Here is a 22,952-nt window from a genome sequence, read left to right as displayed (position 1 = left end):
CAGCGCGCGGGCGATTCAGGTGGTGGCCGGCTGGCGGCGGCGCGCGCCCACGGCCATCGCGTGCTCGACGACGCCGATGAGGACCTCCTTGACGGTCTCCTTCTCGCGCGCGTCGCACAGCAGGACAGGCACGTCGGAGTCGAGGTCGAGGGCCTGGCGTACAGCGTCTGCCGGGTAACGGGCCGATCCGTCGAAGCAGTTGACGCCCACGACGAACGGTATGGAGCGCCGCTCGAAGTAGTCGACGGCGGCGAAGCAGTCCTCCAGGCGGCGGGTGTCGGCGAGGACGACGGCACCCAGAGCGCCCGTCGCCAGCTCGTCCCACAGGAACCAGAAACGGTCCTGCCCGGGGGTGCCGAAGAGGTAGAGCACCAGGTCCTCGCGGAGCGTGATCCGGCCGAAGTCCATGGCGACCGTGGTGGTGTGCTTGCCCTCGACGCCCCGGGTGTCGTCGAGCGGGCGGCCCGCCTCGCTGAGCAGCTCCTCGGTGCGCAGGGGCTTGATCTCGCTGACCGCGCCGACGAGAGTCGTCTTGCCCACTCCGAATCCGCCGGCCACGAGGATCTTGAGCGTGACGGGCTCCACGGGGGGCTTGCCGCGCTCAGAACGCCCGAAGATCATGGGTGTCTTCTCCTGCCTCACTGCTGTCGCTGTGGTCATTCCCGGAGGGCGGCGGACCGTATCCGCCGCCTCCGGGGGTTTCGATGACGAGTACGTCGCCGGGGAGCACGTCCGCCGAGTCGCTGCCGGCGAGCCGGTCGACCGTGCCGTCGGGGTGCTCCACGGAGTTGGCGCCCAGGGCCCCCGGCCCGCCGCCCGCCATGCCGTACGGCGGGACCCTGCGGTGCTGCGAGAGGGTGGACACAGTCATGGGTTCGAGGAAGCGGAGGCGGCGTACGGCGCCGTCGCCGCCGCGCCACCGTCCGGGGCCCCCGCTGCCTCGCCGCACGGCGAACTCCTCGAGCAGGACGGGCAGTCGCCACTCGAGGACCTCGGGGTCGGTGAGCCGCGAGTTGGTCATGTGGGTCTGCACGACGGGCGCTCCGTGGAAGCCGTCGCCGGCTCCGGAGCCCGAGGCCACGGTCTCGTAGTACTGGTGGCTCTCGTCGCCGAAGGTCACGTTGTTCATCGTCCCGGAGCCCTCGGCCTGGACGCCCAGGGCCGCGTAGAGGGCGCCGGTGATGGCCTGGGAGGTCTCCACGTTGCCGGCGACGACGGCGGCGGGCGGCTCGGGGGCGAGGAACGAGCCGGGCGGGACGACGATGCGCAAGGGGCGCAGGCAGCCGTCGTTGAGGGGGATGTCGTCGTCCACGAGGGTCCGGAAGACGTAGAGGACGGCCGCGTTGACGACGGCGAAGGGGGCGTTGAAGTTGGTGGCGAGTTGTGGCGATGTGCCGGTGAAGTCGACGGTCGCGCTGCGCTGCTCGCGGTCCACGGTGACCCGGACGCGGATCACGGCGCCCGAGTCGGTCTCGTAGGCGAACTCGCCGTCCTGTAATGCGTCGACAACGCGGCGCACAGCTTCCTCCGCGTTGTCCTGCACGTGCTTCATGTACGCCTGGACGACGTCGAGCCCGAAGTGGTCGATCATGCGGGCGACTTCGTCGACGCCCTTCTGGTTGGCGGCGATCTGGGCGCGCAGGTCGGCGAGGTTGGTGCGCGGGTTGCGCGACGGATACGGGCCGCCGGTGAGCAGGCCCAGGGTCTCCGTCTCGCGGAAGCGGCCCCCTTCGACGAGCAGCCAGTTGTCGAAGAGGATGCCTTCCTCTTCGATGGTGCGGCTGCCCGCGGGCATGGAGCCGGGGGCGATGCCGCCGATCTCCGCGTGGTGGCCGCGCGAGGCGACGTAGAACAGGATCCGCTCACCCTCCGTGTCGAAGACCGGGGTGATGACGGTGACGTCGGGGAGGTGGGTACCCCCGTGGTAAGGGTCGTTGACCGCGTACGTGTCCCCCGGCCGCATGCGCGTGCCGCGCCGGCGGATGACCTCCTTGACGCTGGTGCCCATGGATCCCAGGTGGACGGGGATGTGGGGGGCGTTCGCGACGAGGCTGCCGTCAGGGTCGAAGAGCGCGCAGGAGAAGTCGAGGCGCTCCTTGATGTTGACCGACTGGGAGGTGGACTCCAGTCGGGCGCCCATCTGTTCGGCGATCGACATGAAGAGGTTGTTGAAGACTTCGAGGAGTACGGGGTCGGCTGCCGTGCCGATGTCGGAACTCTCCGTGATCGCCGCGCGTTCCATGATCAGGTGGCCGTCGTCCGTCAAGGCCGCTCGCCAGCCGTCGTCCACGACCGTCGTGGACCCGGACTCGGCGATGATCGCGGGTCCGGTGACGCTTTCGCTGGGCGGCAGTCGGTCGCGTCGGTGCAGGGGCACGTCGCGCCAGGTGCCGCCGGTGTGGAGGCTGACGGTTTCCGGGGCGGCGGTCGGGGCCGAGCGGGATGCGAGGGCGGACAGATCGGGGGGTGCGGTGAGGCCGGTCGCTTCGACGGAGAGTGCTTCGACGACGAGAGGGCGGTCGAGGGTGAAGGAGTAGGTGGCGCGATGGCGTCCTTCGAAGGCGGCGCGCATCGTGTCGGGCTCCGTGAGTTCCACGGTGAGCGTGGTGTCGGTGCCGTCGTAGCGCAGTTGGGCCCGGCGGGTGACGCGGATACGGTCCTCGGGCACATCCTCGGCGAGGAGTTCGGCGCGGGCCGCGCCCTCCAGGTCGTCGGCGGTCTTGTGGACGTGCGGCATGGCGGACGGTTCGAGCGGTGCCTCGACGGACTGCTCGCGCATGGCGGTCGTGTCGGCGAGACCGATGCCGAGCGCGGACAGGAGTCCGGCCATGGGCGGTACGAGGACGGTGCGGATGCCGAGCGAGTCGGCGACGCGGCATGCGTGCTGGCCGCCCGCCCCACCAAAGGTGGTGAGGGCGTAACGGGTGACGTCGTGGCCCTTCTGGACGGAGATCCGCTTCACGGCGTTCGCGATGTTGGCGACGGCGATCTGCAGATAGGCCTCGGCGACCTGTTCCGGACTGCGGTCGTCGCCGGTGCGGTCGCGGATCTCGCGGGCCAGCGCGGCGAAGCGGTCCCGTACGAGGGTGTGGTCCAGGGGCTGGTCCCCGTCGGGGCCGAACACTGCGGGGAAATGGGCGGGTTGGATCCGCCCGAGGGCCACGTTCGCGTCGGTGACGGTGAGCGGGCCGCCGCCGCGGTAGCAGGCGGGTCCCGGGTCGGCGCCCGCGGAGTCGGGGCCCACGCGGTAGCGGCTGCCGTCGAAGTGGAGGACGGACCCGCCGCCGGCCGCGACGGTGTGGATGTCGAGCATGGGGGCGCGCAGGCGCACGCCGGCGATCTGCGTGGTGAAGACGCGCTCGTACTCCCCCGCGTAGTGCGACACGTCCGTGGACGTGCCGCCCATGTCGAAGCCGATGACACGGTCGAAGCCGGCGAGGCGGGAGACCCGGGCCATGCCGACGATGCCGCCGGCGGGTCCCGACAGGATGGCGTCCTTGCCGCGGAACTGTCCGGCCTCGGTGAGCCCGCCGTTGGACTGCATGAACATCAGGTGTACGCCCGCGAGTTGGTCCGCCACCTGTTGGACGTAGCGGCGAAGGACCGGCGACAGGTAGGCGTCGACGACCGTCGTGTCGCCGCGCGGGACGAGCTTCATCAGGGGGCTGACCTCGCTGGAGAGCGAGATCTGCGGGAAGCCGATCCGGGCCGCGAGGGCGCCGATCCGCCGCTCGTGGTCGGGGTACAGATGGCTGTGCATGCAGACGACGGCGAGGGCCCTGATTCCGTCGTCGTACGCCTGGCGCAGCGACACTTCGAGTGCGTCCGTGTCGAGGGGGGTGAGAACGGCGCCGTGGGCGTCGACGCGCTCGTCGGCTTCGATGACCCGTTCGTGGAGCAGTTCGGGCAGTTCGATGCGGCGCGCGAAGATGCGGGGCCTGTTCTGGTACGCGATGGGCAGGGCGTCGCGAAAGCCTCGGGTGACCACGAGGGCGGTGCGTTCGCCCTTGCGTTCCAGGAGGGCGTTGGTGGCGACGGTGGTGCCCATGCGGACGGAGTCGACGCAGGTGTGCCCCGGCTCGCCCTCGTCGTCGAGGAGTTCGCGGATCGCGGCGACGGCGGGGTCGCGGTAGCGGGCGGGGTTGTCGGACAGGAGCTTGTGGGTGAGCAGGCGTCCGTCGGGGTGCCGCGCGACGACATCGGTGAACGTGCCGCCTCGGTCGATCCAGAACTGCCAGCCTGTCACGTGCGTCTCCGTTGTTCGCCCCGCTGCTCGCCTGGTCCCCACCCCCGTGTGTGGCCTCGGTGTACGCGTGGGTCAGAGCGCCCTGAGACCGTTGATCACGTCGCGCAGAATACTCTCGTCCGGGAGCTCGGCAGGGGGTACGGGCCGGGTCACATGGACCAGTTCCTCGTCGACGAGATCGCCGATGAGGACGCGTACGACGCCGATCGGAAGGTCGAGTTCCGCGGCGAGTTCGGCCACCGACTGAGGGCTGTCGCGGCACAGCCCGACGATGTCCACGTGCTCCGGGGACAGCGTCTGGTCGGCGGCGGGGTCGCCGGTGCGGTGTTCCGCGACGACGACCGCGATCAGGTCGAGCCGATGCTGGGCCGCGCTGGTGGTGCGGCCGCGTGTCATGGCGTACGGACGAACCACCGGTCCGGCGTCGTCGTCGAACCAGTGGTGCGTCTCCTGCGTCCCCTCCCCGTCAGGGCTCATACCGGCCCACTACCCGCCGGCGGACAGATCGGTGCGCGGAGCAGTCCCGAGATGCACGCCGACCCGCTTGACCAGCAAGGTCATCTCGTACGCGACGAGACCGACGTCGGAGTCCGCGTCCGACAGGACGGCGAGGCAGCTGCCGTCGCCGGCGGCCGTGACGAAGAGGAAGGCGTCGTCCAGCTCCACGACGGTCTGGCGGACGCTGCCCGCCTCGAAGTGCCGGCCGACCCCCTTGGCCAGGCTGTGGAAGCCGGAGGCGACGGCGGCGAGGTGCTCGCTGTCCTCCCGGGTGAGGTCCTTGGAGACCCCGGTCGGGAGGCCGTCCCCGGACAGCACGAGCGCCTTGCGGATACTGGCGACGCGCTCCACCAGGTCGTCCAGGAGCCAGTTCAGCTCCCCGGAACCGCCGTTCGCGGTGGTGTGTGCGGCGGCCTTCGGTGCGGTCATCGACCGTCCCCCTCAGATGTCGTTCCCTGTGCTGTGCCGTCGGAGGCGTCGTCGCCTGCGGCGTTCTCCTCGCGGCCGCGGCGCCAGCCTCGCTGGAGCGAGGCCATCCTGTTGCGGACCTCGTCGGCGTCGCGCTCGGCGGGGCTGTCCGAGTGGTTGGGCCCCTCCCGGTCTGCGACGCGGTCGGCGCGCAGATCGGGTCCTTCCTTGAGCTGCGGGGCGAGATTGGCCTGCCGAACGCGGCGGGGCAGACCACTCGGCGTGCTCGGCGCGGGGGCGTCGGCGGCCGGTTCCGGCGCGGGGTCGCGCACCGGCTCCGGGCGACGTGCGGGAGTCGCGTCCTCCGGGGCCTCGGCGCGGGCGCGCCTGCGCGGCAGGTCCGGCGCGGACGCCGACGTGAGACGGCGCTCGCGGGGTCCCTCCGGGGCTTCCGGACGGTACGTGTCCCCAGGACTGTCCGGGATCGGGGCCGTGAGCTCGGGTGGGACGCCGACCGGGGTCTCGGGCGCGTCCGTTCGTCGGTTGTCCGGTTCCGACTCTCCGGGCCTCGTGTGGGTGACGGGCCTGCCGTGCGAGCTGACGAGCTTGGGCGCCCTGCGGCGCGGCAGCGGCACGGGCGCTTCATCGGCGTCGGGGCCCGCGGGTCCACCGGCGCGGTGGGTCGGATCGGGCCGGTTCTCGAACTCGTCGCGCGCGTGCTGGTGCTGCTCTCCGGGGAGCCCGGTGGGGCGGCGGCGCGGCCGGAAGAGCCCGCCTCGTTCGCTGTCCTCGTCGTCGAGAGCACCGGGGAAGGGCGCGAGGTCCGACGCTGCCAGAGGCGCCTCCAGCTCCACGGGCCCGTCCAGGAGAGAGGCGGGAAGGCCCGGGAGCGGGCTGCCCGCCGTGGAGAGCTTCGGGGAGCGCACGCCGGGGCCCTCGCCGCGCCGGGGGCTGTTCGGACGGTCGAGACGGAAGCCGGCGCCCTCGGTGTCGGGGGCGTCGGTGAGCAGGGTGTCCGGGATGAAGACGACCGCGGTCGTGCCGCCGTACGGAGACGGCTGGAGCGAGACGCGGACGTTCTGGCGCTGGGCGAGCCGGCTGACCACGAAGAGGCCGAGCCGGTCGGTGTCGGAGAGTTCGAACTCGGGCGTCTCGGCCAGCCGCAGATTGGCGTCGAGGAGCGCGTCGGCCGCCATGCCGAGGCCCCGGTCGTGGATCTCCAGGGTGAAGCCGTTCGCGACACGCTCGCCGATGACGTGCACGGCGGTGTGCGGCGGCGAGAACACCGTGGCGTTCTCCAGGAGTTCGGCCACGAGGTGGGTGAGGTCGGCGACGGCGGGGCCGGTGACCGCGATGCGCGGCAGGCGCCGGACCTCGATGCGCTCGTAGTCCTCCACCTCGGCGACGGAGGCCCGGACGATGTCCATGAGCTGGACGGGCCTGCGCCACTGCCGGGAGGGGGCGGCCCCGGAGAGGATCACCAGGCCCTCCGCGTGGCGCCGCATGCGCGTGGTCAGATGGTCGAGGCGGAACAGGTCGGCGAGTTCGTCGGTGTCCTCGGTCCTGCGCTCCATCGTGTCCAGCAGGGTGAGCTGCTTGTGGAGGAGCACCTGGCTGCGCCGGGCGAGGTTGACGAAGACCTCGGAGACACCGTGGCGCAGTTCGGCCTGTTTCACGGCCGCCTCGACGGCGGAGCGCTGAAGGGTGTTGAGCGCCTGACCGACCTGCCCGATCTCGTTCTTGTCGTACTCCAGGCGAGGGGCCTCGGTCTCCACGTCGACGCGTTCGCCGGCCGCGAGGCGGCGCATCACGCTGGGCAGCCGGACACCGGAGGCCTCGTGGGCCTCCAGGCGCAGCCGCCGCAGGTCGCGGACGAGGCCGCGGCCGATGCGTACGGACAGGAACAGCGAGAGCAGCACCGCGAGCAGGCCGAGCACACCGGCCGCTCCGGCCTGCAGGAAGACATTGATCGCGACGGGGCGCGCCCGGTCCTGGTAGCGCTCCGTGGCGGCGGTGTCGCGCTTGACCAGCTCGTCGAGCACCTGGCCCGAAGCATCGTTCCAGGCGCGTGCGGTGACGCCCCTGGGGGTGCCGGCCGGGGAGTCGGCGAGTGTGTTCTCCGCCGTGCGCAGGGCCGCCGTGTCGGCGCTCTTCCAGTAGCGCTCGAACTCGGCACGGTCGTCGTCGGGGAGCAGCGCGAGGCTGGTGTCGTACAGGATGCCGCGCTGGGCGACGAGGTCGGACACCTGACGCAGTTCCTTGTGCGTGATCCTGCGGGCGACGAGCGCCGAGCCGACCAACGCATCCTCACGGGACAGCAGTTCACGCGCGCGCAGCACGCCGATGACGGCGCGGCCCTGGCGGTCCATCGTCGAGTTGTCGAAGGAGCTGAGCGTGAGCAGGAAGTCGTACGTCGGGTCGATGAGGCGGTTGTAGAAGTCGAGGGCCTGTTCGCGGGTGACGGTTCCTTCGTCGACGTTGCGGCGCAGGGACTCGATGCCGTCGAATCCCTCGACGACGGTGGAGATTCGGCGCCGGGAATCGTCGCTCATGTCATCGCGGATCCCGGAGTTCTCGGATTTCGCCTTGATCTGGGCCATCGCCTCGTCGGAGGCGCTGCGGCGGCTGCGCAGCTTGGAGAGGGCGTCGGAGGCCCGGGGATCAGCCAGATAGACAAGGGTCTGGCGGCGCTCTTCCTGAAGGGTCCGGCCGGCGTCGGCGATCGGGTAGCCGATCTCGTCCGCGACCCTCCCCGACGACAGCAGTTGCGTCGCGGCGCGGCCCGTGATCACCGTGGAGAAAGCCCAGATGGCGGTCAGGGATACCAGCGGCACCAGGAGCAACGCCACGATCTTCCGGCGGATGGACTTCCCGCGAAAGCGCATGGCCTCCCCCAGATCGACCCCTGCGGTCAGGGGTACACATGTGCGGCAACAAACGGCGCGAGCCTACTACTGACGCAGGAGCAACTCGAAGGGCTGTCCGGATGCTGTCCGGTGGCAGGTGGAGTGGGACATCAGCATGTGTCCGGGCATTGCGGGAGATTGCATCCCGCAAAGCGGCGCTCGGAATCCGGCATCATCCGGCCTGACACGGGCGGGAGTTGGCCGGAATCGATCGATCTTCGGCGGGGCGGAAGTGACCGCCGCAATCCGGGGGAATCTTTCGACGCCGCCGTACGTCCTTCCTTACGGGGCATACGTGATGAGGTCCGTACGAGATGAGCGGGCAGCGTAAAGCGGCGCAATCCGGGCAGCCATCGAAGAGCCCCGGTGCGGGAGCAAGCAGGGCAGCGGGCTGTGACGGCGGGGGGAGTGACGAACTGATGGGCACGGCAGAGCGGAGCGGGGAGTTGTGGGTAGAGGAGCCGGCGGGCCGGCGCCGGATGCCTGATCCGGTGCGGACGGCGGCGGTACGGGCGGTGCTCATAGTCGCACTGACCCTGATGCAGGCGGTGATCGCGTTCCTGTGCACAGTCGCCGACTCATGGCTGGCGTTCCCGATGGTGCTGAGCAGCGTGGGGAGCACAGTCGTGGCGACCTGGGGCGTGCTGGACGTCTGGGTGACCCGACAGGTGTGGAACCAGCGCAACGGCGTGGTGTCCGCGCCCAACAGCTCAGCACGACAGTTGCGCAGAGAGCGTCGCCAGGCCCGCCGGCAGGCACGCGCACAGGGCCGTCCGGCCCCGGAACGCATACGGAGGCGTGGCAGGGCCGGACAGTTGACGCATACGTAGGTGCGGGTCGATGGGCGCGCAGCAGTCAGGTGCGTCCGCGTAGGTGGGTGGGAGTGGGATCGGTGGCGGTGGCCTGGCGCCGGGACAGGTGTCGGCTACCTACACGCGCCCGAGGCGAGAGCCGCTGTCACAGCGCCACCGGCTCCGCGACGTTCCGCACGACCGGTCGCGCCTCGCCGCGCGCCAGCTCCCGGCGCACGCGTGTGAACGGTCGCGGCCGGTCCACCGCGAGCGCGGCCGTGGTCACTCCGGCGCGCTCGTAGAGTGCGAGGAAACTCCCGTCCTCCACGGCGCCTTCGACGACACGGACCAGGTCGCCGTCCTTCCTGCGCCCGGCGAACTGGATGCGCGAGCCGTACTGGTCCGACCAGAAGTACGGCAGCGGCCGCACGGTCTCGACGGCGCGGCCCGCCAGCAGATTGCGTACGGCGACCCGCGGCTGGGCCGTGGCACTCGTCCAGTGCTCGGCCCGCGCCCCGCCCACGCGAGCCACATCGCCCACCGCCACGACCTGGGGCAGCGCCGTGACACAGCCGTCGTCGCAGAGCACGCCGTCGTGCAGCGCGAGCGTCGAACCGGCGAGCCAGCCCGTGTTGGGCACGGCACCGATGCCGACGACGACCACGTCGGCGGGCAGCACGCGCCCGTCGGCCAGCTCCACGCCGTGGACAGCGCTGTCGCCGTGCAGTGCCGCGACCCCGACGCCCGTGGCCAGTTCCACCCCGCCGCGTGCGTGGAGCCCCGCGCACACCGCGGCCATCTCCGGACCGAGTTGGGGCAGGAGCGGCAGCGGCGCCGCCTCCACGACGGTCACGGAGTGGCCCAGTGCGGCGCAGGAAGACGCCGTCTCGGCGCCGATGAACCCACCGCCGATCACGACCACGCGCCGCGGCCCGCGCAGCAGTTCGGCACGCAGGGAGCGCGCGTCGTCCAGGGTCCTGAGCGTGTGCACGCCGGTGAGGGCGGGGCCGGGCAGCCGGCGGGCGCTCGCCCCGGTGGCGATGACGACCCCGTCCGTGGACACCGTGCGGCCGTTCTCCAGGAGGACGGTGCGACCGCGCGCGTCGAGCCCGCGGGCCCGCACGCCGAACATCCACTCGGCGCCCAGTTCCAGCGTCTCGTCGACGTCGGACAGGGCAAGCTGGTCCTCGCCGGCCTTCCCGAGGAGGAAGTCCTTGGACAGCGGCGGGCGGTCGTACGGACGGTGCGGCTCCTCGCCCACGATGACGAGCCGCCCGTCGAAGCCCTGGGCCCGCAGCTCACGGGCGGCGTACAGCCCGGCGAGCGAGGCGCCCACCACGGTCACGGTCCTCATGCCGGATCCCGTGCTCATTCCGTTGACAGTGCTCATGCGGCGGTGCCTTCCTCGGCGGCAGGATGGACGTGGACCACGCCGTCGTCGACGGTCACCCGGTGGGTGCGTACGGGGCGGCGGGCGGGCAGGCAGGTCGGCCGCCCGGTGCGGAGATCGAATGAAGCCTCGTGGAGCGGGCATTCGACCAGACAGCCCTCCAGCCAGCCCTCCGACAGGGAGGCGTCCTGGTGGGTGCAGGTGTCGTCGATGGCGTACAGCTCACCGTCAGCATGGAAGACGGCGATGGGCGGTGCTGTGTCGATGCGGACGGATCCGCCCTCGGGGAGGTCTTCAAGGCGGCAGACGGGTATCACGGGCCCCCCTCTTGGTCCAGGGCTGTCTGACTCAGGACTGTTCGGTAACATGGCGTTCCGCATGGCGCACGAGGGAGCGCTATGCGCAACAGAATCCGGTCGAGGTGCCCGCCGCGTCAAGGGCTTCTCGAAGATGCGACCCGCCAAGGGGTCGCAAGGTGGTGAGAGTTGAGTGATGACCCGCAAGGAATCGCAGGCTGAACCAGGCACGACGACACCGGAGAAGACCTCGAAGGGCGCGGCCGCCTCCGTCCAGTCCGTGGACCGCGCGGTGAGCGTCCTCGAGATCCTCGCCCAGCACGGCGAGGCGGGCGTCACCGAGATCGCCGACGAGCTGGACGTACACAAGTCCACCGCCTTCCGACTGCTCGGAGTGCTGGAGAACCGGGGCCTGGTCGGGCAGGCCAAGGACCGCGGCAAGTACTACCTGGGGGCAGGTGTACTGCACCTCGCGGGGGCGGCGGCAGTGCGCCTGGACATCTCGCAGGAGGGCGTGCCCGTCTGCCGTGAACTGGCCGACGAGCTGGGCGAGACGGTCAACATCGCGATCCTCGACGACGATGTCGCCGTCAACATCATGCAGGCGCGCGGCTCGGCCTCCGTCACGGCGCAGAACTGGCTGGGCAGACGCACTCCCCTGCACGCCACATCGAGCGGCAAGGTACTGCTCGCCCATCTGCCGTCCGCGCTGCGCGAGGGCCTGCTCGCCCGCCCGCTGGCGCGCTTCACCCCGCACACGGCGACCGGGACGGCGTCACTGCGGGCCGAGCTGGAGGCCGTGCTCGACCAGGGGTACGCCGTCGCCGTGGAGGAGCTGGAGGTCGGCCTCGCCGCGGTCGCGGCCCCCGTGTTCGCCCACGACGGAAAGGTCATCGGTGCGATCAGCGCGTCGGGTCCCGTGTACCGGCTGACCGAGGAACACCTCCCCGAGCTGGCCAAACGCACCGTCGCGGCTTCGACCGAACTGTCGCGCCGGATGGGATACGGCTTCTAGCAGGACGTTCCGCAGCACGGTTACTGAACGCGGGGTCAGGGAAACCTGGCCCCGCGTTCTGCGTGTGTCGACGACGTTTCGATGCGGCCGATCGTTTTGCCAAGCATTAACTCCCACCCCTTGACGGGGCCTTGATGGCGTTTCCAAGATGTTCCTCATCGCGCAACTGAGCGTGCACTGCGCAACAGCAGAGGAGTTTGGTCGTGCCACATGAGGTCCGCGCCGTCGTCGCTGTGAAGAAGGGCGCACCCGTCGAGGTGCAGACGATCGTCGTGCCCGATCCCGGCCCGGGCGAGGTTCTGGTCAAGGTGCAGGCGTGCGGGGTCTGCCACACGGATCTGCACTACCGGGAGGGCGCCATCAACGACGACTTCCCGTTCCTGCTCGGCCACGAGGCGGCCGGCACCGTCGAGTCCGTCGGCGACGGGGTCACCGACCTCACCCCCGGCGACTACGTGGTGCTCGCCTGGCGCGCCCCCTGCGGCAACTGCCGTTCCTGTCGCCGCGGCCGCCCCTGGTACTGCTTCGACTCGCGCAACGCGACGCAGCCCATGACGCTGCTCGACGGAACGCCGCTGAGCCCCGCGCTCGGCATCGGCGCGTTCGCCGAGAAGACCCTGGTCGCGGCAGGACAGGCGATCAAGGTCGACCCTGCGGCGCGTCCCGAGGCCGCGGGCCTGATCGGCTGCGGCGTGATGGCCGGCTACGGCGCGGCCGTGAACACGGGCAACGTCCAACGCGGCGACACCGTCGCCGTGATCGGCTGCGGCGGCGTCGGCAACGCGGCCATCGCGGGCGCCTGCCTCAACGGCGCGCGCCGCGTCATCGCCGTCGACATCGACGACAAGAAACTCGACCAGGCCGAGAAGTTCGGCGCCACACACACGGTCAACTCCCGCGGCACGGACGCGATCGAGGCGGTGCGCGCGCTCACCGGCGGGTTCGGCGTCGACATCGCCATCGACGCGGTCGGCCGCCCCGAGACGTACAAGCAGGCGTTCTACATGCGGGACCACGCGGGCGTGCTGGTGCAGGTCGGGGTGCCCGAGCCGGACATGACGCTGGACATTCCGCTCATCGACCTGTTCTCGCGCGGCGGCGCCCTCAAGTCCTCCTGGTACGGGGACTGCCTGCCGAGCCGTGATTTCCCGGTCCTCATCGACCAGTACCTCTACGGGCTCCTCGACCTGAACGGGTTCGTGACCGAGACGATCGCCCTCGACCAGGTGGAGGAGGCGTTCGCGAAGATGCACCGCGGCGACGTGCTGCGCTCGGTGGTGGTCCTGTGAACCCCGCGGCCCGCGCCGAACGCGTCGTCACCTCCGGCACGTTCAGCCTGGACGGCGAGACGTTCGACGTCGACAACAACGTGTGGCTGATCGGCGACGACGAGGAGGTCCTGATCGTAGACGCGGCGCACGACGCGGGGCCGATCACTGCCGCCGTCGCCGGGCGCCGAGTCACCGCGATCGTCTGCACCCACGGGCACGACGACCACATCGGCGCCGCGGCCGATCTGGCCGAGGCGACCGGCGCCCCCGTTCTCCTGCATCCCGCCGAGCGAGAGCTGTGGGAGGCGGTGCACCCGGACCGCAAGCCCGACGCGGAGCTCACCGACGGGCTGCTCCTGACCGTCGCCGGGGTCGACGTCCAGGTCCTGCACACCCCCGGTCACTCCTGGGGCAGTTGCAGCCTCTACGTGCCGTTCCTCGACGCCGTGTTCACCGGCGACACCCTCTTCCACGGCGGCCCGGGGGCTACCGGCCGCTCGTACTCCGACGCCCCGACGATCGCGGCGTCCATCCGCGGCCGGCTCCTCACCCTGCCGGGCGGCACGGTTGTCCACACCGGCCACGGCCAGGACACGACCATCGCCGCGGAGCGCGCCAACATACCTGCCGCATAAGGCCATTCCATCCCCACCAGCATGAGGAGGGGCATGTCCAGCACGCCCGAAAAGCCCGGAACATCCAGCCCTCGCGTCGTCATCATCGGCGCCGGAATCGTCGGCTGCTCCCTCGCCGACGAACTCACGGCCCGCGGCTGGACCGACGTCACCGTCCTCGAACAGGGCCCGCTGCCGGCCCCCGGCGGCTCCACCTCGCACGCGCCGGGACTGGTCTTCCAGACGGGTCCGTCCAAGACCCTCACGGAGTTCGCCCGGTACACGGTGGAGAAGTTCAACACCCTTGAAGTGGACGGACTTTCCTGCTTCAACCCGGTGGGCGGCCTGGAGCTGGCGACCACCCCCGAACGCTGGGCCGACCTGCACCGCAAGGCCGGCTACGCCGCCTCCTGGGGCGTGCGCGGGGAACTCGTCAGCGCCGCCCGGTGCAAGGAACTGTGGCCCCTCATCGACCAGTCGGTCGTACTCGGCGGCTTCCACACCCCCGACGACGGCCTGGCCCGTGCCCTGCTCGCCTCCCGCGCCCAGATGGAACGCGCCCGCGAGCGCGGCGCCACGTTCCTCGACCGGCACACGGTCACCGGCATCGAGCAGGAGGACGGCCGGGTCACGGCGGTGGTCACCGACCGCGGCAGCTTCCCCGCCGACCACGTCGTCTCCGCCGCCGGATTCTGGGGCCCGGTGATCGGCCGCATGGCGGGCGTGGAGGTCCCGCTCCTGCCCCTCGCGCACCAGTACGCGAAGACCAGGCCCATGGCGGAGCTCGAAGGAGCCGACGACCCCCGCGCGGAAGCCTCGAAGCCGATCCTCCGATTCCAGGACCGCGATCTGTACTTCCGTGAGCACACCGACCGCATCGGCATCGGCAGTTACGCCCACAAGCCGCTGCCCGTCGATCCGTTCAAGGTCCTCGACTACGACGAGGCGCGGGCGAGTGAGCTGGACATGCCGTCGTCGCTGCCTTTCACCGAGGAGGACTGGGCGCCCAGCTGGAAGGACTGCCGTTGGCTGATCCCCGCGCTGCGCGGGACGGAGATCGAGGAGGGCTTCAACGGCGTCTTCTCCTTCACGCCCGACGGGATGCCGGTCCTCGGCGAGACCCGTGCGCTGCGCGGATTCTGGCTGGCCGAGGCAGTGTGGGTGACCCATTCGGCGGGCGTCGCCAAGGCGGTCGCCGAGTGGATGGTCGACGGGCGCCCCTCCGTCGACGTGCACGAGTGCGACCTCACCCGCTTCGAGGACGCCCAACGCTCCCCCGCCTATGTGCACGACCGCGGGGCGCAGCAGTTCGTCGAGGTCTATGACGTCCTGCACCCGCTCCAGCCGGCGGAGCAGCCGCGCCCGCTGCGGGTGAGCCCCTTCCACGCCCGCCAGGAGCAGCTCGGCGCGTACTTCCTGGAGGGCGGCGGCTGGGAGCGTCCGCACTGGTACGAGGCGAACGCGGACCTGCCCACCGGTGACGTGCCCGAGCGCGACACCTGGTCGGCCCGCTACTGGTCGCCCATCGCGGCCGCCGAGGCGAAGGCCACCCGCGAGAAGGTCGCCCTCTACGACATGACGCCGCTGCGCCGCCTGGAGGTCACGGGTCCGGGCGCCCTCGACTTCCTCCAGCGCATGACGTCGAACAATCTCGCGAAGAAGCCGGGCGCGGTCACGTACACGCTCCTCCTGAACGAGGCGGGCGGCATCCGGTCCGACCTGACCGTCGCCCGTCTCGCGCCGGACCTGTTCCAGATCGGCGCGAACTCCCCCGCCGACCTGGACTGGCTCACGCGTCACGCGCCCGGTGACGTACAGATCCGGGACATCACCTCCGGGACCTGCTGCATCGGCGTCTGGGGCCCGCTGGCCCGCGACCTCGTCCAGCCGCTGACCCGCGACGACTTCTCGCACGAGGGCTTCGGCTACTTCCGCGCCAAGCAGACCTACCTCGGCCACGTGCCCGTCACCGCGATGCGCCTGTCATACGTCGGTGAGCTGGGCTGGGAGCTGTACACCACCGCCGACCTGGGGCTGCGCCTGTGGGACACGCTGTGGGAGGCGGGGCGGGAGCACGGCGTGATCGCGGCCGGGCGCTCGGCCTTCAACAGCCTGCGCCTGGAGAAGGGTTACCGCTCCTGGGGCCACGACATGACCGAGGAGCACGACCCGTACGAGGCGGGCGTCGGATTCGCCGTACGCATGGACCGCGGTGAGTTCCTCGGCAAGGCCGCACTGGAGCGGAAGGGCGGGCAACCGGCCCGCAGGCTCACGCCGCTCCTCCTGGACGACCCCGCGGCCGTCGTCCTCGGCAAGGAGCCCGTGCACGTCGAAGGGGGCTCCGTCGGTTACGTCACCAGCGCGTCGTACGGCTACACGCTGGGCCGCTGTGTGGCGTACGCGTGGCTGCCGCCGCTCGCCGCCGGTACCGGCGTCCACATCGAGTACTTCGGCGAGAAGCTCCCCGCGACCGTCGCCGACGAGCCCTTGTTCGACCCGAAGATGACCCGCATCCGCCGCTGACCGCACGGAGGTTCGGACATGTCACCCACCTACGACGTGATCGTGATCGGCCTCGGCGGCATGGGCAGCGCCGCCGCCCACCATCTGTCCGCCCGGGGCGCGCGCGTGCTCGGCCTGGAGAAGTTCGGCCCGGTGCACAACCGCGGCTCCAGCCACGGCGGTTCGCGCATCACCCGGCAGTCCTACTTCGAGGACCCTGCGTACGTGCCGCTGCTGCTGCGCTCGTACGAGCTCTACGCGGATCTGGAGCGGGCCACCGGGCGCGAGGTCGCCACCCTGTGCGGCGGCGTCATGCTCGGCCGCGCCGACTCACGCACCGTCTCCGGCTCCCTGCTGTCCGCCCTGCAGTGGGACCTGCCGCACGAGATGCTCGACGCCCGCGAGATCCGCCGCCGCTTCCCGACGCTCACCCCGAAGGACGACGAGGTGGCGCTGTACGAGGAGCGGGCCGGTCTGGTGCGTCCCGAGAACACCGTCGCAGCGCACCTCCAGCTCGCCACCCGCCAGGAGGCCGACCTGCACTTCGAGGAGCCGATGACGCGCTGGGAGCCGTACAAGGACGGAGTGCGCGTCCACACGGCCGAGAACACCTACACGGCGGACCGGTTGGTGATCTGCCCGGGAGCGTGGGCGCCGGATCTGCTGACCGATCTCGGGGTGCCGTTCTCGATCGAACGACAGGTCATGTACTGGTTCCGGCCGAGCGCGGGAACCGCCCCGTTCCTCCCCGAGAACCACCCCGTCTACATCTGGGAGGACGAGGCCGGCGTCCAGGTCTACGGGTTCCCGGCCATCGACGGCCCCGACCTCGGCGCCAAGGTCGCCTTCTTCCGCAAGGGCGTCGAGTGCACCCCGGAGACCATCGACCGCACGGTCCACGACCACGAGGTCACGGCCATGGCGGAGCACCTGGCGGGCCAGCTCCCGAGCCTGCCCGGGACCTTCCTCAAGGCCGCCACCTGCATGTACTCCAACACGCCTGACGAGCACTTCGTGATCGCCCGGCACCCAGCCCACCCCGAGTCCGTCACCGTGGCCGCCGGGTTCTCCGGCCACGGCTTCAAGTTCGTGCCCGTCGTCGGCGAGATCGTCGCCGACCTCGCGCTCACCGGCACGACCGCGCACCCCATCGACCTCTTCGACCCCAGCCGCCTCGCCGCCGCGCCCGCCTGAGGAGTCCGCACGTGACGACGACCCCCATTGCCCCCAGCCTGATGGCCACGCTGCCCGGGCACTACTACACCGATCCGGAGATCTTCCGGCAGGAGCAGGAACGCATCTTCGAGTCGATGTGGTTCTGCGCCGTGCGGTCCGCCGACCTCGACAAGCCGGGCGCGTTCCGCACGGTCCAGGTCGGCCGCGAGAACGTCCTGATCACCCGGTCCCGCACCGGCGAACTCCGGGCCTTCCTCAACGTCTGCCGCCACCGCGGCGCCCGCCTGTGCACCGAGGAGTCGGGCCAGGTCCGCCGCAACCTCCAGTGCCCGTACCACGCGTGGACGTACGACCTCGACGGCAAGCTCATCGCTGCGCCGAACCTCGTGCAGATGCCGGACGTCGACCGCACCCAGTACGGTCTCGTCAAGGTCGCCCTGCGCGAGTGGCTCGGCTACGCCTGGGTCTGCCTGGCCGAGGAGCCGCCCTCCTTCGAGGAGACGGTGATCGGCGCGGCCGTCGAACGGCTCGGCGACACGGCATCGATCGAGCGCTACCACACCCAGGATCTCGACCTCGGCAAGCGCATCTCGTACGACGTGAAGGCCAACTGGAAGCTGATCGTCGAGAACTTCATGGAGTGCTACCACTGCGCGACGATCCACCCCGAACTGACCGACGTGCTGCCGGAGTTCGCGGACGGTTACGCCGCCCAGTACTACGTGGGCCACGGCGCCGAGTTCGGGGACGACGTGAAGGGCTTCACCGTCGACGGCAGCGAGGGCTTCGGCCGGCTGCCCCAGGTCGCCGACGACCAGGACCGCCGCTACTACGCGATCACCGTGAAACCGACGGTCTTCATCAACCTCGTCCCCGACCATGTGATCCTGCACCGGATGTTCCCGCTGGCCGAGGACCGTACGGTCGTCGAGTGCGACTGGCTCTACGCGCCCGAGGTCGTCGCGTCGGGCGCCGATGTCTCCAAGTCCGTGGAGCTGTTCCACCGGGTCAACGCCCAGGACTTCGAGGCCTGCGAGCGGACGCAGCCGGCGATGGGCTCCCGTGCCTACCGGCGCGGCGGCGTGCTCGTCCCGACCGAGCACCACATCGCGATCTTCCATGAATGGCTGACGTCGGAGCTGGGCGGTGCCCATGCCTGACCTGTTCATCGGCGGAGTGTGGACCACCGCCCGGGACGAGCGGACCCGAGAGATCCGCTGCCCCGCGGACGGCTCGCTCGTCGCCGTGGTCGACGAGGCGGGGGCCAAGGACACCGCCGACGCGATCGCCGCGGCCCGCCACGCCTTCGACGAAGGCCCGTGGCCCCGGATGACGGCGACCGAGCACGGCGACCTCCTCGTGCGTGTCGCGGACCTGCTCGTGCGCGACAAGGACGCACTGGCCCGTGCCGAGTCCCTGGACACCGGGAAGCGGCTGGTCGAGAGCGCGTACGACATCGACGACATCGCGAACTGCTTCCGCTACTTCGGGCGGCTCGCGGCCGCCGACACCGGGCGCGTCGTGGAGACCGGGACGGAGGGCGCGGAGAGCCGCGTCGTGTACGAGCCGGTCGGGGTGTGCGCCCTGATCACCCCGTGGAACTACCCGCTCCTGCAGACCGCGTGGAAGGTCGCCCCGGCCCTCGCCGCCGGCAACACCTTCGTCCTGAAGCCGAGCGAGCTCACCCCGCACACGGCGATCCATCTGATGCGGCTGCTCGACGAGGCGGGGCTGCCCGCGGGCGTCGCCAACCTGGTCCTCGGCGCGGGCCCGGAGGCGGGCGCGCCGCTCGGCGACCATCCGGACGTTGACCTCGTGTCGTTCACGGGCGGTCTGCGGACGGGACGGCTGCTCATGGCCGCCGCGGCGGGCTCCGTCAAGAAGGTCGCCCTCGAACTCGGCGGCAAGAACCCGAACATCGTGTTCGCGGACGCCGACTTCGACGCGGCCGTCGACATGGCGCTCACCGCGGTGTTCCTGCACTCGGGGCAGGTGTGTTCGGCCGGCGCGCGGCTCCTCGTGGAGGACTCGCTGCACGACCGCTTCGTCGACGAGGTCGTACGGCGCGCCGAACTCATCAGACTGGGCGGCCCGTTCGACGAGGACGCGCAGACGGGGCCGCTGATCTCGGCCGCGCACCGCGCCAAGGTCGAGGCGTATGTCGCACGGGGCATCGAGGAGGGGGCCGTGCTGCGTTGCGGCGGCACACGGCCTGAGTCGGCCGCGTACGAGCAGGGCTTCTACTATCTGCCGACGGTCCTCGACGCGTGCACGAGCGGCATGTCCGTCGTGCAGGACGAGTCCTTCGGCCCGGTCCTGACCGTCGAGCGGTTCACCGACGAGGAGGAGGCGGTGCGGCTCGCGAACGACTCGATCTACGGGCTCGCGGGCGCCGTCTGGACCAGCGACGAGGGGAAGGCCGCGCGGGTCGCGGCCGGCCTGCGCCTCGGCACGGTCTGGATCAACGACTACCACCCGTATCTCCCCCAGGCGGAGTGGGGCGGCTACAAGCAGTCAGGCACCGGGCGCGAACTCGGCCCCTCGGGGCTCGCCGAGTACCGCGAGACCAAGCACATCTGGCGCAATACGCGGCCCGTCGCGCAGGGCTGGTTCGGCGCGCCGCCGGTGTGTCCCCAGGACGGTGACCGGTCATGAGCCAGGAGCACAGCACACAGGAGAGCCGGAGCGGGGACGACGCCGAGCTCGCCGAGTTCGGCTACCGGCCCGAACTCAAGCGCACGCTCGGCAACTTCCACACCTTCGCCGCGGGTATCAGCTACATCTCCATTCTCACCGGCACCTTCCAGCTCTTCTACTTCGGATTCGCGAACGGCGGCCCCGCCTACTGGTGGTCCTGGCCGATGGTTTTCGGCGGCCAGTTCACGGTCGCCCTGTGCTTCGCCGAACTGGCCGCCCGTTACCCCGTCGCGGGTTCGGTCTACAACTGGGCGAAGAAGGTGGGCAATCCGCACATCGGCTGGCTCGCCGGGTGGATGATGCTGCTCGCCTCGGTCGTGTCGATCGCGGCCGTCGCGCTCGCCTACCAGCTGACGCTGCCGCAGATCTCGTCGTCCTTCCAGTTCGTCGGGGACGGCACCGGCCCGTACGACGTCGCGACCAACGCCGTCGCCCTGGCCGCCGTACTGATCCTCTTCACCACACTCGTCAACGCCTTCGGCGTGAAGCTGATGGCGACCATCAACACGGCCGGCGTCTTCCTCGAACTGATCGCGACCGTCGTCCTGATCGTCCTGTTCGCGGTGCACATCGTGCGCGGCCCGCAGGTCGTGACGCACACGGCGGGGGCGGGCCACGGCCAGCCCTTCGGCTACCTGAGCGCGTTCCTCGTCGCGTCGCTGGCCTCCGCGTACGTCATGTACGGCTTCGACACGGCGGCCTCGCTCGGCGAGGAGTCCCTCGACCCGACGCGAGGCGCGCCGCGCGCCATCGTCCGCGCGATCGTCGCCTCGTTCGTCCTCGGCGGGCTGATCCTGCTGCTCGCCCTGATGAGCGTGTCGAGCCTGACCGGCAAGAAGCTGTCGACGGACGGCCTGCAGTACGTCGTCCTCGACGTACTCGGCCCGACGGCCGGCAAGGCGATGCTGTGGTGCGTCCTGATCGCGGTCACGGTGTGCGCGCTCGCCGTGCACACGGCGGCGATCCGCCTCGCCTTCGCGATGTCGCGCGACAACAACCTGCCGGCGTCGTCGGTCCTCGGCCGGGTCAGCCCGCGCTTCAGGACACCGGTCGTCCCGGCCGTCGTCATCGGCGTCCTGGCGCTCGCGATCCTGGTCGTCAACATCCGCCAGCCGCAGATCTTCACCGTGGTCACCAGCATCGGCATCATCATGATCTACCTCGCCTATCTGCTGGTCACCGGCCCCATGCTGGTGGCCCGCCTGCGCGGCAAGTGGCAGCCGGCGGGCGACGGGAAGTTCTCCCTCGGCCGCTGGGGACTGCCCGTCAACATCATCGCCGTGCTGTGGGGCGGCGCCATGACCGTCAACCTGATCTGGCCGCGCGCGGCCGTCTACAACGCCGCCGCCCCCTACCACTGGTACCTGCGCTGGGGCGCCGTCCTGTTCATCGGAGTGATCGCGGGCGGCGGCTTCGCCTACTACTGGTTCGTCCAGCGGCACCGCACCGGCGTCCTCGCCGAGCACGCGGCCCAGCCTGCCCCGTCCGATGATTCCGTTGCCCTGGAGGAGGTCACCACCCCGTGAACCAGCCCGTGAACTCTGATGTCTTCGACTACGTCGTCGTCGGCGGAGGCACCGCCGGAAACGTCGTCGCGGCACGCCTGTCCGAAGACCCGTCCGTCACCGTGTGCGTCCTGGAGGCCGGACCGAGCGACATCGGCGACGACAACGTCCTCCAACTGGACCGCTGGATGGCCCTGTTGGATTCCGGATACGACTGGGACTACCCGGTCGAGCCGCAGGCCAGCGGCAACAGCTTCATGCGGCACGCGCGCGCCAAGGTCCTCGGCGGCTGCTCGTCCCACAACTCGTGCATCGCCTTCTGGGCGCCGGCCGAGGACCTGGACGACTGGGCGGCGGCGGGCTGCACGGGATGGAGCGCCGCGGATGTCTTCCCGCTGTACAAGCGCCTGGAGAACAACGACGCTCCCGGGGACCACCACGGCCGCTCCGGCCCGGTGAAGCTGCGCACCCTCAAGGGCGCGGACCCGTGCGGCAGCGCGCTGCTCGCGGCCTGCGCCGAGGCGGGCATCCCGACCACGGCGTTCAACTCGGGCAGCACGGTGCTGCGCGGCGCCAACTGGTTCCAGATCAACTCCGACGAGAACAACATCCGCCAGTCGTCCTCGGTCGCCTATCTGCACCCGGTCATGGGCAAGCGGCCCAACCTGACGGTGCGGACCGGGGTACGGGCCAAGCGGCTCGTCTTCGAGGGCCGGCGCTGCGTGGGCGCCGACTACCTCGACCCCGATCTCATCCACACCAGGACGGTGCGGGCCCGCCGCGAGGTGATCATCTCCTGCGGCTCCATCGACTCGCCCAAGCTCCTCATGCTGTCCGGGATAGGCCCGGCCGGCCATCTGCGCGACATGGGCGTGGACGTGCTCGTGGACTCCCCCGGGGTCGGCGAGAACCTCCAGGACCACCCCGAGGGCGTGATCATGTGGGAGGCGAAGCAGCCGATGACCACCACGTCCAGCCAGTGGTGGGAAGCAGGCATCTTCTACGACACCGAGCCCGGCCTCGACCGGCCCGACCTCATGTTCCACTACGGCTCCGTGCCCTTCGACATGAACACCGCGCGGTACGGCTATCCGACGTCGGAGAACGCCTTCTGCCTCACGCCCAACGTGACGCGCGCGAAGTCACGCGGCACCGTGCGGCTGCGCACCCGCGACTACCGGGACAAGCCGCTGGTGGACCCGCGGTACTTCACGCACGAGCACGACGCGCGCGTGATGACGTACGGGCTGAAGCTGGCACGGCGCATCGCGGAGCAGCCCGCGCTCGGCGGCTGGGCGGGCGCGGAGCTGGCTCCCGGACGGGATGTGCGCACGGATGACGAGCTGCTCGACTACATCCACAAGACCCACAACACCGTCTACCACCCGGCGTGCACGGTGAAGATGGGCGCGGACGACGACTCCTCGGCCCCGCTCGACGCGCGGCTGCGCGTGAAGGGGACCGAGGGCCTGCGCGTCGCCGACGGCTCCGTGATGCCGGACCTCGTCACGGTCAACCCCTGCATCACGACGATGATGATCGGCGAGAAGTGCGCCGATCTGCTGCGGGCCGACGCCTAGGGTCCGGACGAGAGGCCCTGGCCGTCCGGTTCCGGGTCGGCCGGCTCTGACGCGGCC

At 70.8% G+C, this 22,952-nt stretch carries 17 protein-coding genes; 10 read left to right on the top strand and 7 right to left on the bottom strand.

Going from position 1 to position 22,952, the window contains the following annotated elements; translation table 11 throughout:
• Positions 1 to 15 precede the first annotated feature (15 nt).
• The 5 genes from OG758_RS38280 to OG758_RS38260 all read right to left on the bottom strand — a co-directional run bounded on the left by OG758_RS38280 (position 16) and on the right by OG758_RS38260 (position 8,037).
• Positions 16 to 621 (bottom strand): GTP-binding protein, encoded by a 606-nt coding sequence (locus OG758_RS38280; protein WP_326714061.1) that lies wholly within the window; start codon positions 619 to 621, stop codon positions 16 to 18.
• Positions 602 to 4,246, bottom strand: a complete 3,645-nt coding sequence (locus OG758_RS38275; RefSeq protein WP_326714060.1) for a hydantoinase B/oxoprolinase family protein — start codon at positions 4,244 to 4,246, stop codon at positions 602 to 604. Before OG758_RS38275 ends, OG758_RS38280 begins: the two co-directional genes overlap by 20 nt.
• Positions 4,247 to 4,318: 72 nt before the next feature.
• Positions 4,319 to 4,723 carry a DUF742 domain-containing protein gene (locus OG758_RS38270; protein WP_266566735.1) on the bottom strand — a complete coding sequence of 135 codons (405 nt, stop codon included), beginning with the start codon at positions 4,721 to 4,723 and terminating at the stop codon, positions 4,319 to 4,321.
• Positions 4,724 to 4,732: 9 nt separating this feature from the next.
• The gene (locus OG758_RS38265; protein WP_100597501.1) at positions 4,733 to 5,173 is read right to left on the bottom strand and encodes a roadblock/LC7 domain-containing protein; all 441 of its coding nucleotides are present in this window, start codon (positions 5,171 to 5,173) and stop codon (positions 4,733 to 4,735) included.
• Positions 5,170 to 8,037: a sensor histidine kinase gene (locus OG758_RS38260; RefSeq protein WP_326714059.1), complete on the bottom strand. Its 2,868-nt coding sequence runs from the start codon at positions 8,035 to 8,037 to the stop codon at positions 5,170 to 5,172. Before OG758_RS38260 ends, OG758_RS38265 begins: the two co-directional genes overlap by 4 nt.
• Positions 8,038 to 8,372: 335 nt before the next feature.
• Between OG758_RS38260 and OG758_RS38255 the strand changes: the two genes are divergently transcribed.
• Positions 8,373 to 8,888 (top strand): hypothetical protein, encoded by a 516-nt coding sequence (locus OG758_RS38255; protein WP_326714058.1) that lies wholly within the window; start codon positions 8,373 to 8,375, stop codon positions 8,886 to 8,888.
• A 127-nt stretch (positions 8,889 to 9,015) separates the two neighbouring features.
• Here the strand turns inward: OG758_RS38255 and OG758_RS38250 are convergent, their stop codons facing one another.
• Both OG758_RS38250 and OG758_RS38245 read right to left on the bottom strand, forming a co-directional pair.
• On the bottom strand, positions 9,016 to 10,203 hold the full coding sequence (locus OG758_RS38250) for an NAD(P)/FAD-dependent oxidoreductase (protein ID WP_326716170.1): 1,188 nt from the start codon (positions 10,201 to 10,203) through the stop codon (positions 9,016 to 9,018).
• Between the two features lie 32 nt (positions 10,204 to 10,235).
• A complete protein-coding gene (locus tag OG758_RS38245) occupies positions 10,236 to 10,556 on the bottom strand; it encodes a bifunctional 3-phenylpropionate/cinnamic acid dioxygenase ferredoxin subunit (RefSeq protein ID WP_266566724.1) in 321 nt (106 codons plus the stop codon).
• Between the two features lie 175 nt (positions 10,557 to 10,731).
• On the opposite strand from OG758_RS38245, the gene OG758_RS38240 reads away from it, so the two are divergent.
• From OG758_RS38240 to OG758_RS38200, 9 genes are all read left to right on the top strand, one after another.
• Entirely contained in the window at positions 10,732 to 11,550 is an 819-nt protein-coding gene (locus OG758_RS38240; protein ID WP_326714057.1) for an IclR family transcriptional regulator, read from the top strand.
• Between the two features lie 203 nt (positions 11,551 to 11,753).
• Complete coding sequence (locus OG758_RS38235) at positions 11,754 to 12,839, top strand: S-(hydroxymethyl)mycothiol dehydrogenase (RefSeq protein WP_266668250.1); 1,086 nt, start codon at positions 11,754 to 11,756, stop codon at positions 12,837 to 12,839.
• Positions 12,836 to 13,456 carry an MBL fold metallo-hydrolase gene (locus OG758_RS38230; protein WP_326714056.1) on the top strand — a complete coding sequence of 207 codons (621 nt, stop codon included), beginning with the start codon at positions 12,836 to 12,838 and terminating at the stop codon, positions 13,454 to 13,456. Before OG758_RS38235 ends, OG758_RS38230 begins: the two co-directional genes overlap by 4 nt.
• 33 nt (positions 13,457 to 13,489) lie before the next feature.
• Positions 13,490 to 15,958, top strand: a complete 2,469-nt coding sequence (locus OG758_RS38225; RefSeq protein ID WP_326714055.1) for a GcvT family protein — start codon at positions 13,490 to 13,492, stop codon at positions 15,956 to 15,958.
• 18 nt (positions 15,959 to 15,976) lie between these two features.
• Positions 15,977 to 17,131, top strand: coding sequence for an N-methyl-L-tryptophan oxidase (gene solA, locus OG758_RS38220; protein ID WP_326714054.1), 1,155 nt, complete (start codon positions 15,977 to 15,979; stop codon positions 17,129 to 17,131).
• A 41-nt stretch (positions 17,132 to 17,172) separates the two neighbouring features.
• Entirely contained in the window at positions 17,173 to 18,273 is a 1,101-nt protein-coding gene (locus tag OG758_RS38215; protein ID WP_442810434.1) for an aromatic ring-hydroxylating oxygenase subunit alpha, read from the top strand.
• The gene (locus OG758_RS38210; protein ID WP_326714052.1) at positions 18,266 to 19,768 is read left to right on the top strand and encodes an aldehyde dehydrogenase family protein; all 1,503 of its coding nucleotides are present in this window, start codon (positions 18,266 to 18,268) and stop codon (positions 19,766 to 19,768) included. The genes OG758_RS38215 and OG758_RS38210 overlap by 8 nt, the downstream gene beginning before the upstream one ends.
• Positions 19,765 to 21,336, top strand: coding sequence for an APC family permease (locus OG758_RS38205; protein ID WP_326714051.1), 1,572 nt, complete (start codon positions 19,765 to 19,767; stop codon positions 21,334 to 21,336). Before OG758_RS38210 ends, OG758_RS38205 begins: the two co-directional genes overlap by 4 nt.
• An 8-nt stretch (positions 21,337 to 21,344) precedes the next feature.
• Positions 21,345 to 22,895 (top strand): GMC family oxidoreductase, encoded by a 1,551-nt coding sequence (locus OG758_RS38200; RefSeq protein ID WP_326716169.1) that lies wholly within the window; start codon positions 21,345 to 21,347, stop codon positions 22,893 to 22,895.
• Positions 22,896 to 22,952 lie beyond the last annotated feature (57 nt).

It is taken from the genome of Streptomyces sp. NBC_01474 (assembly GCF_035918215.1).
Taxonomy (GTDB): Bacteria; Actinomycetota; Actinomycetes; order Streptomycetales; family Streptomycetaceae; genus Streptomyces; species Streptomyces aureus.
The sequence above is the reverse complement of the archived record's forward strand: the minus strand, read 5'-3'. Positions and strand labels throughout refer to the sequence as shown.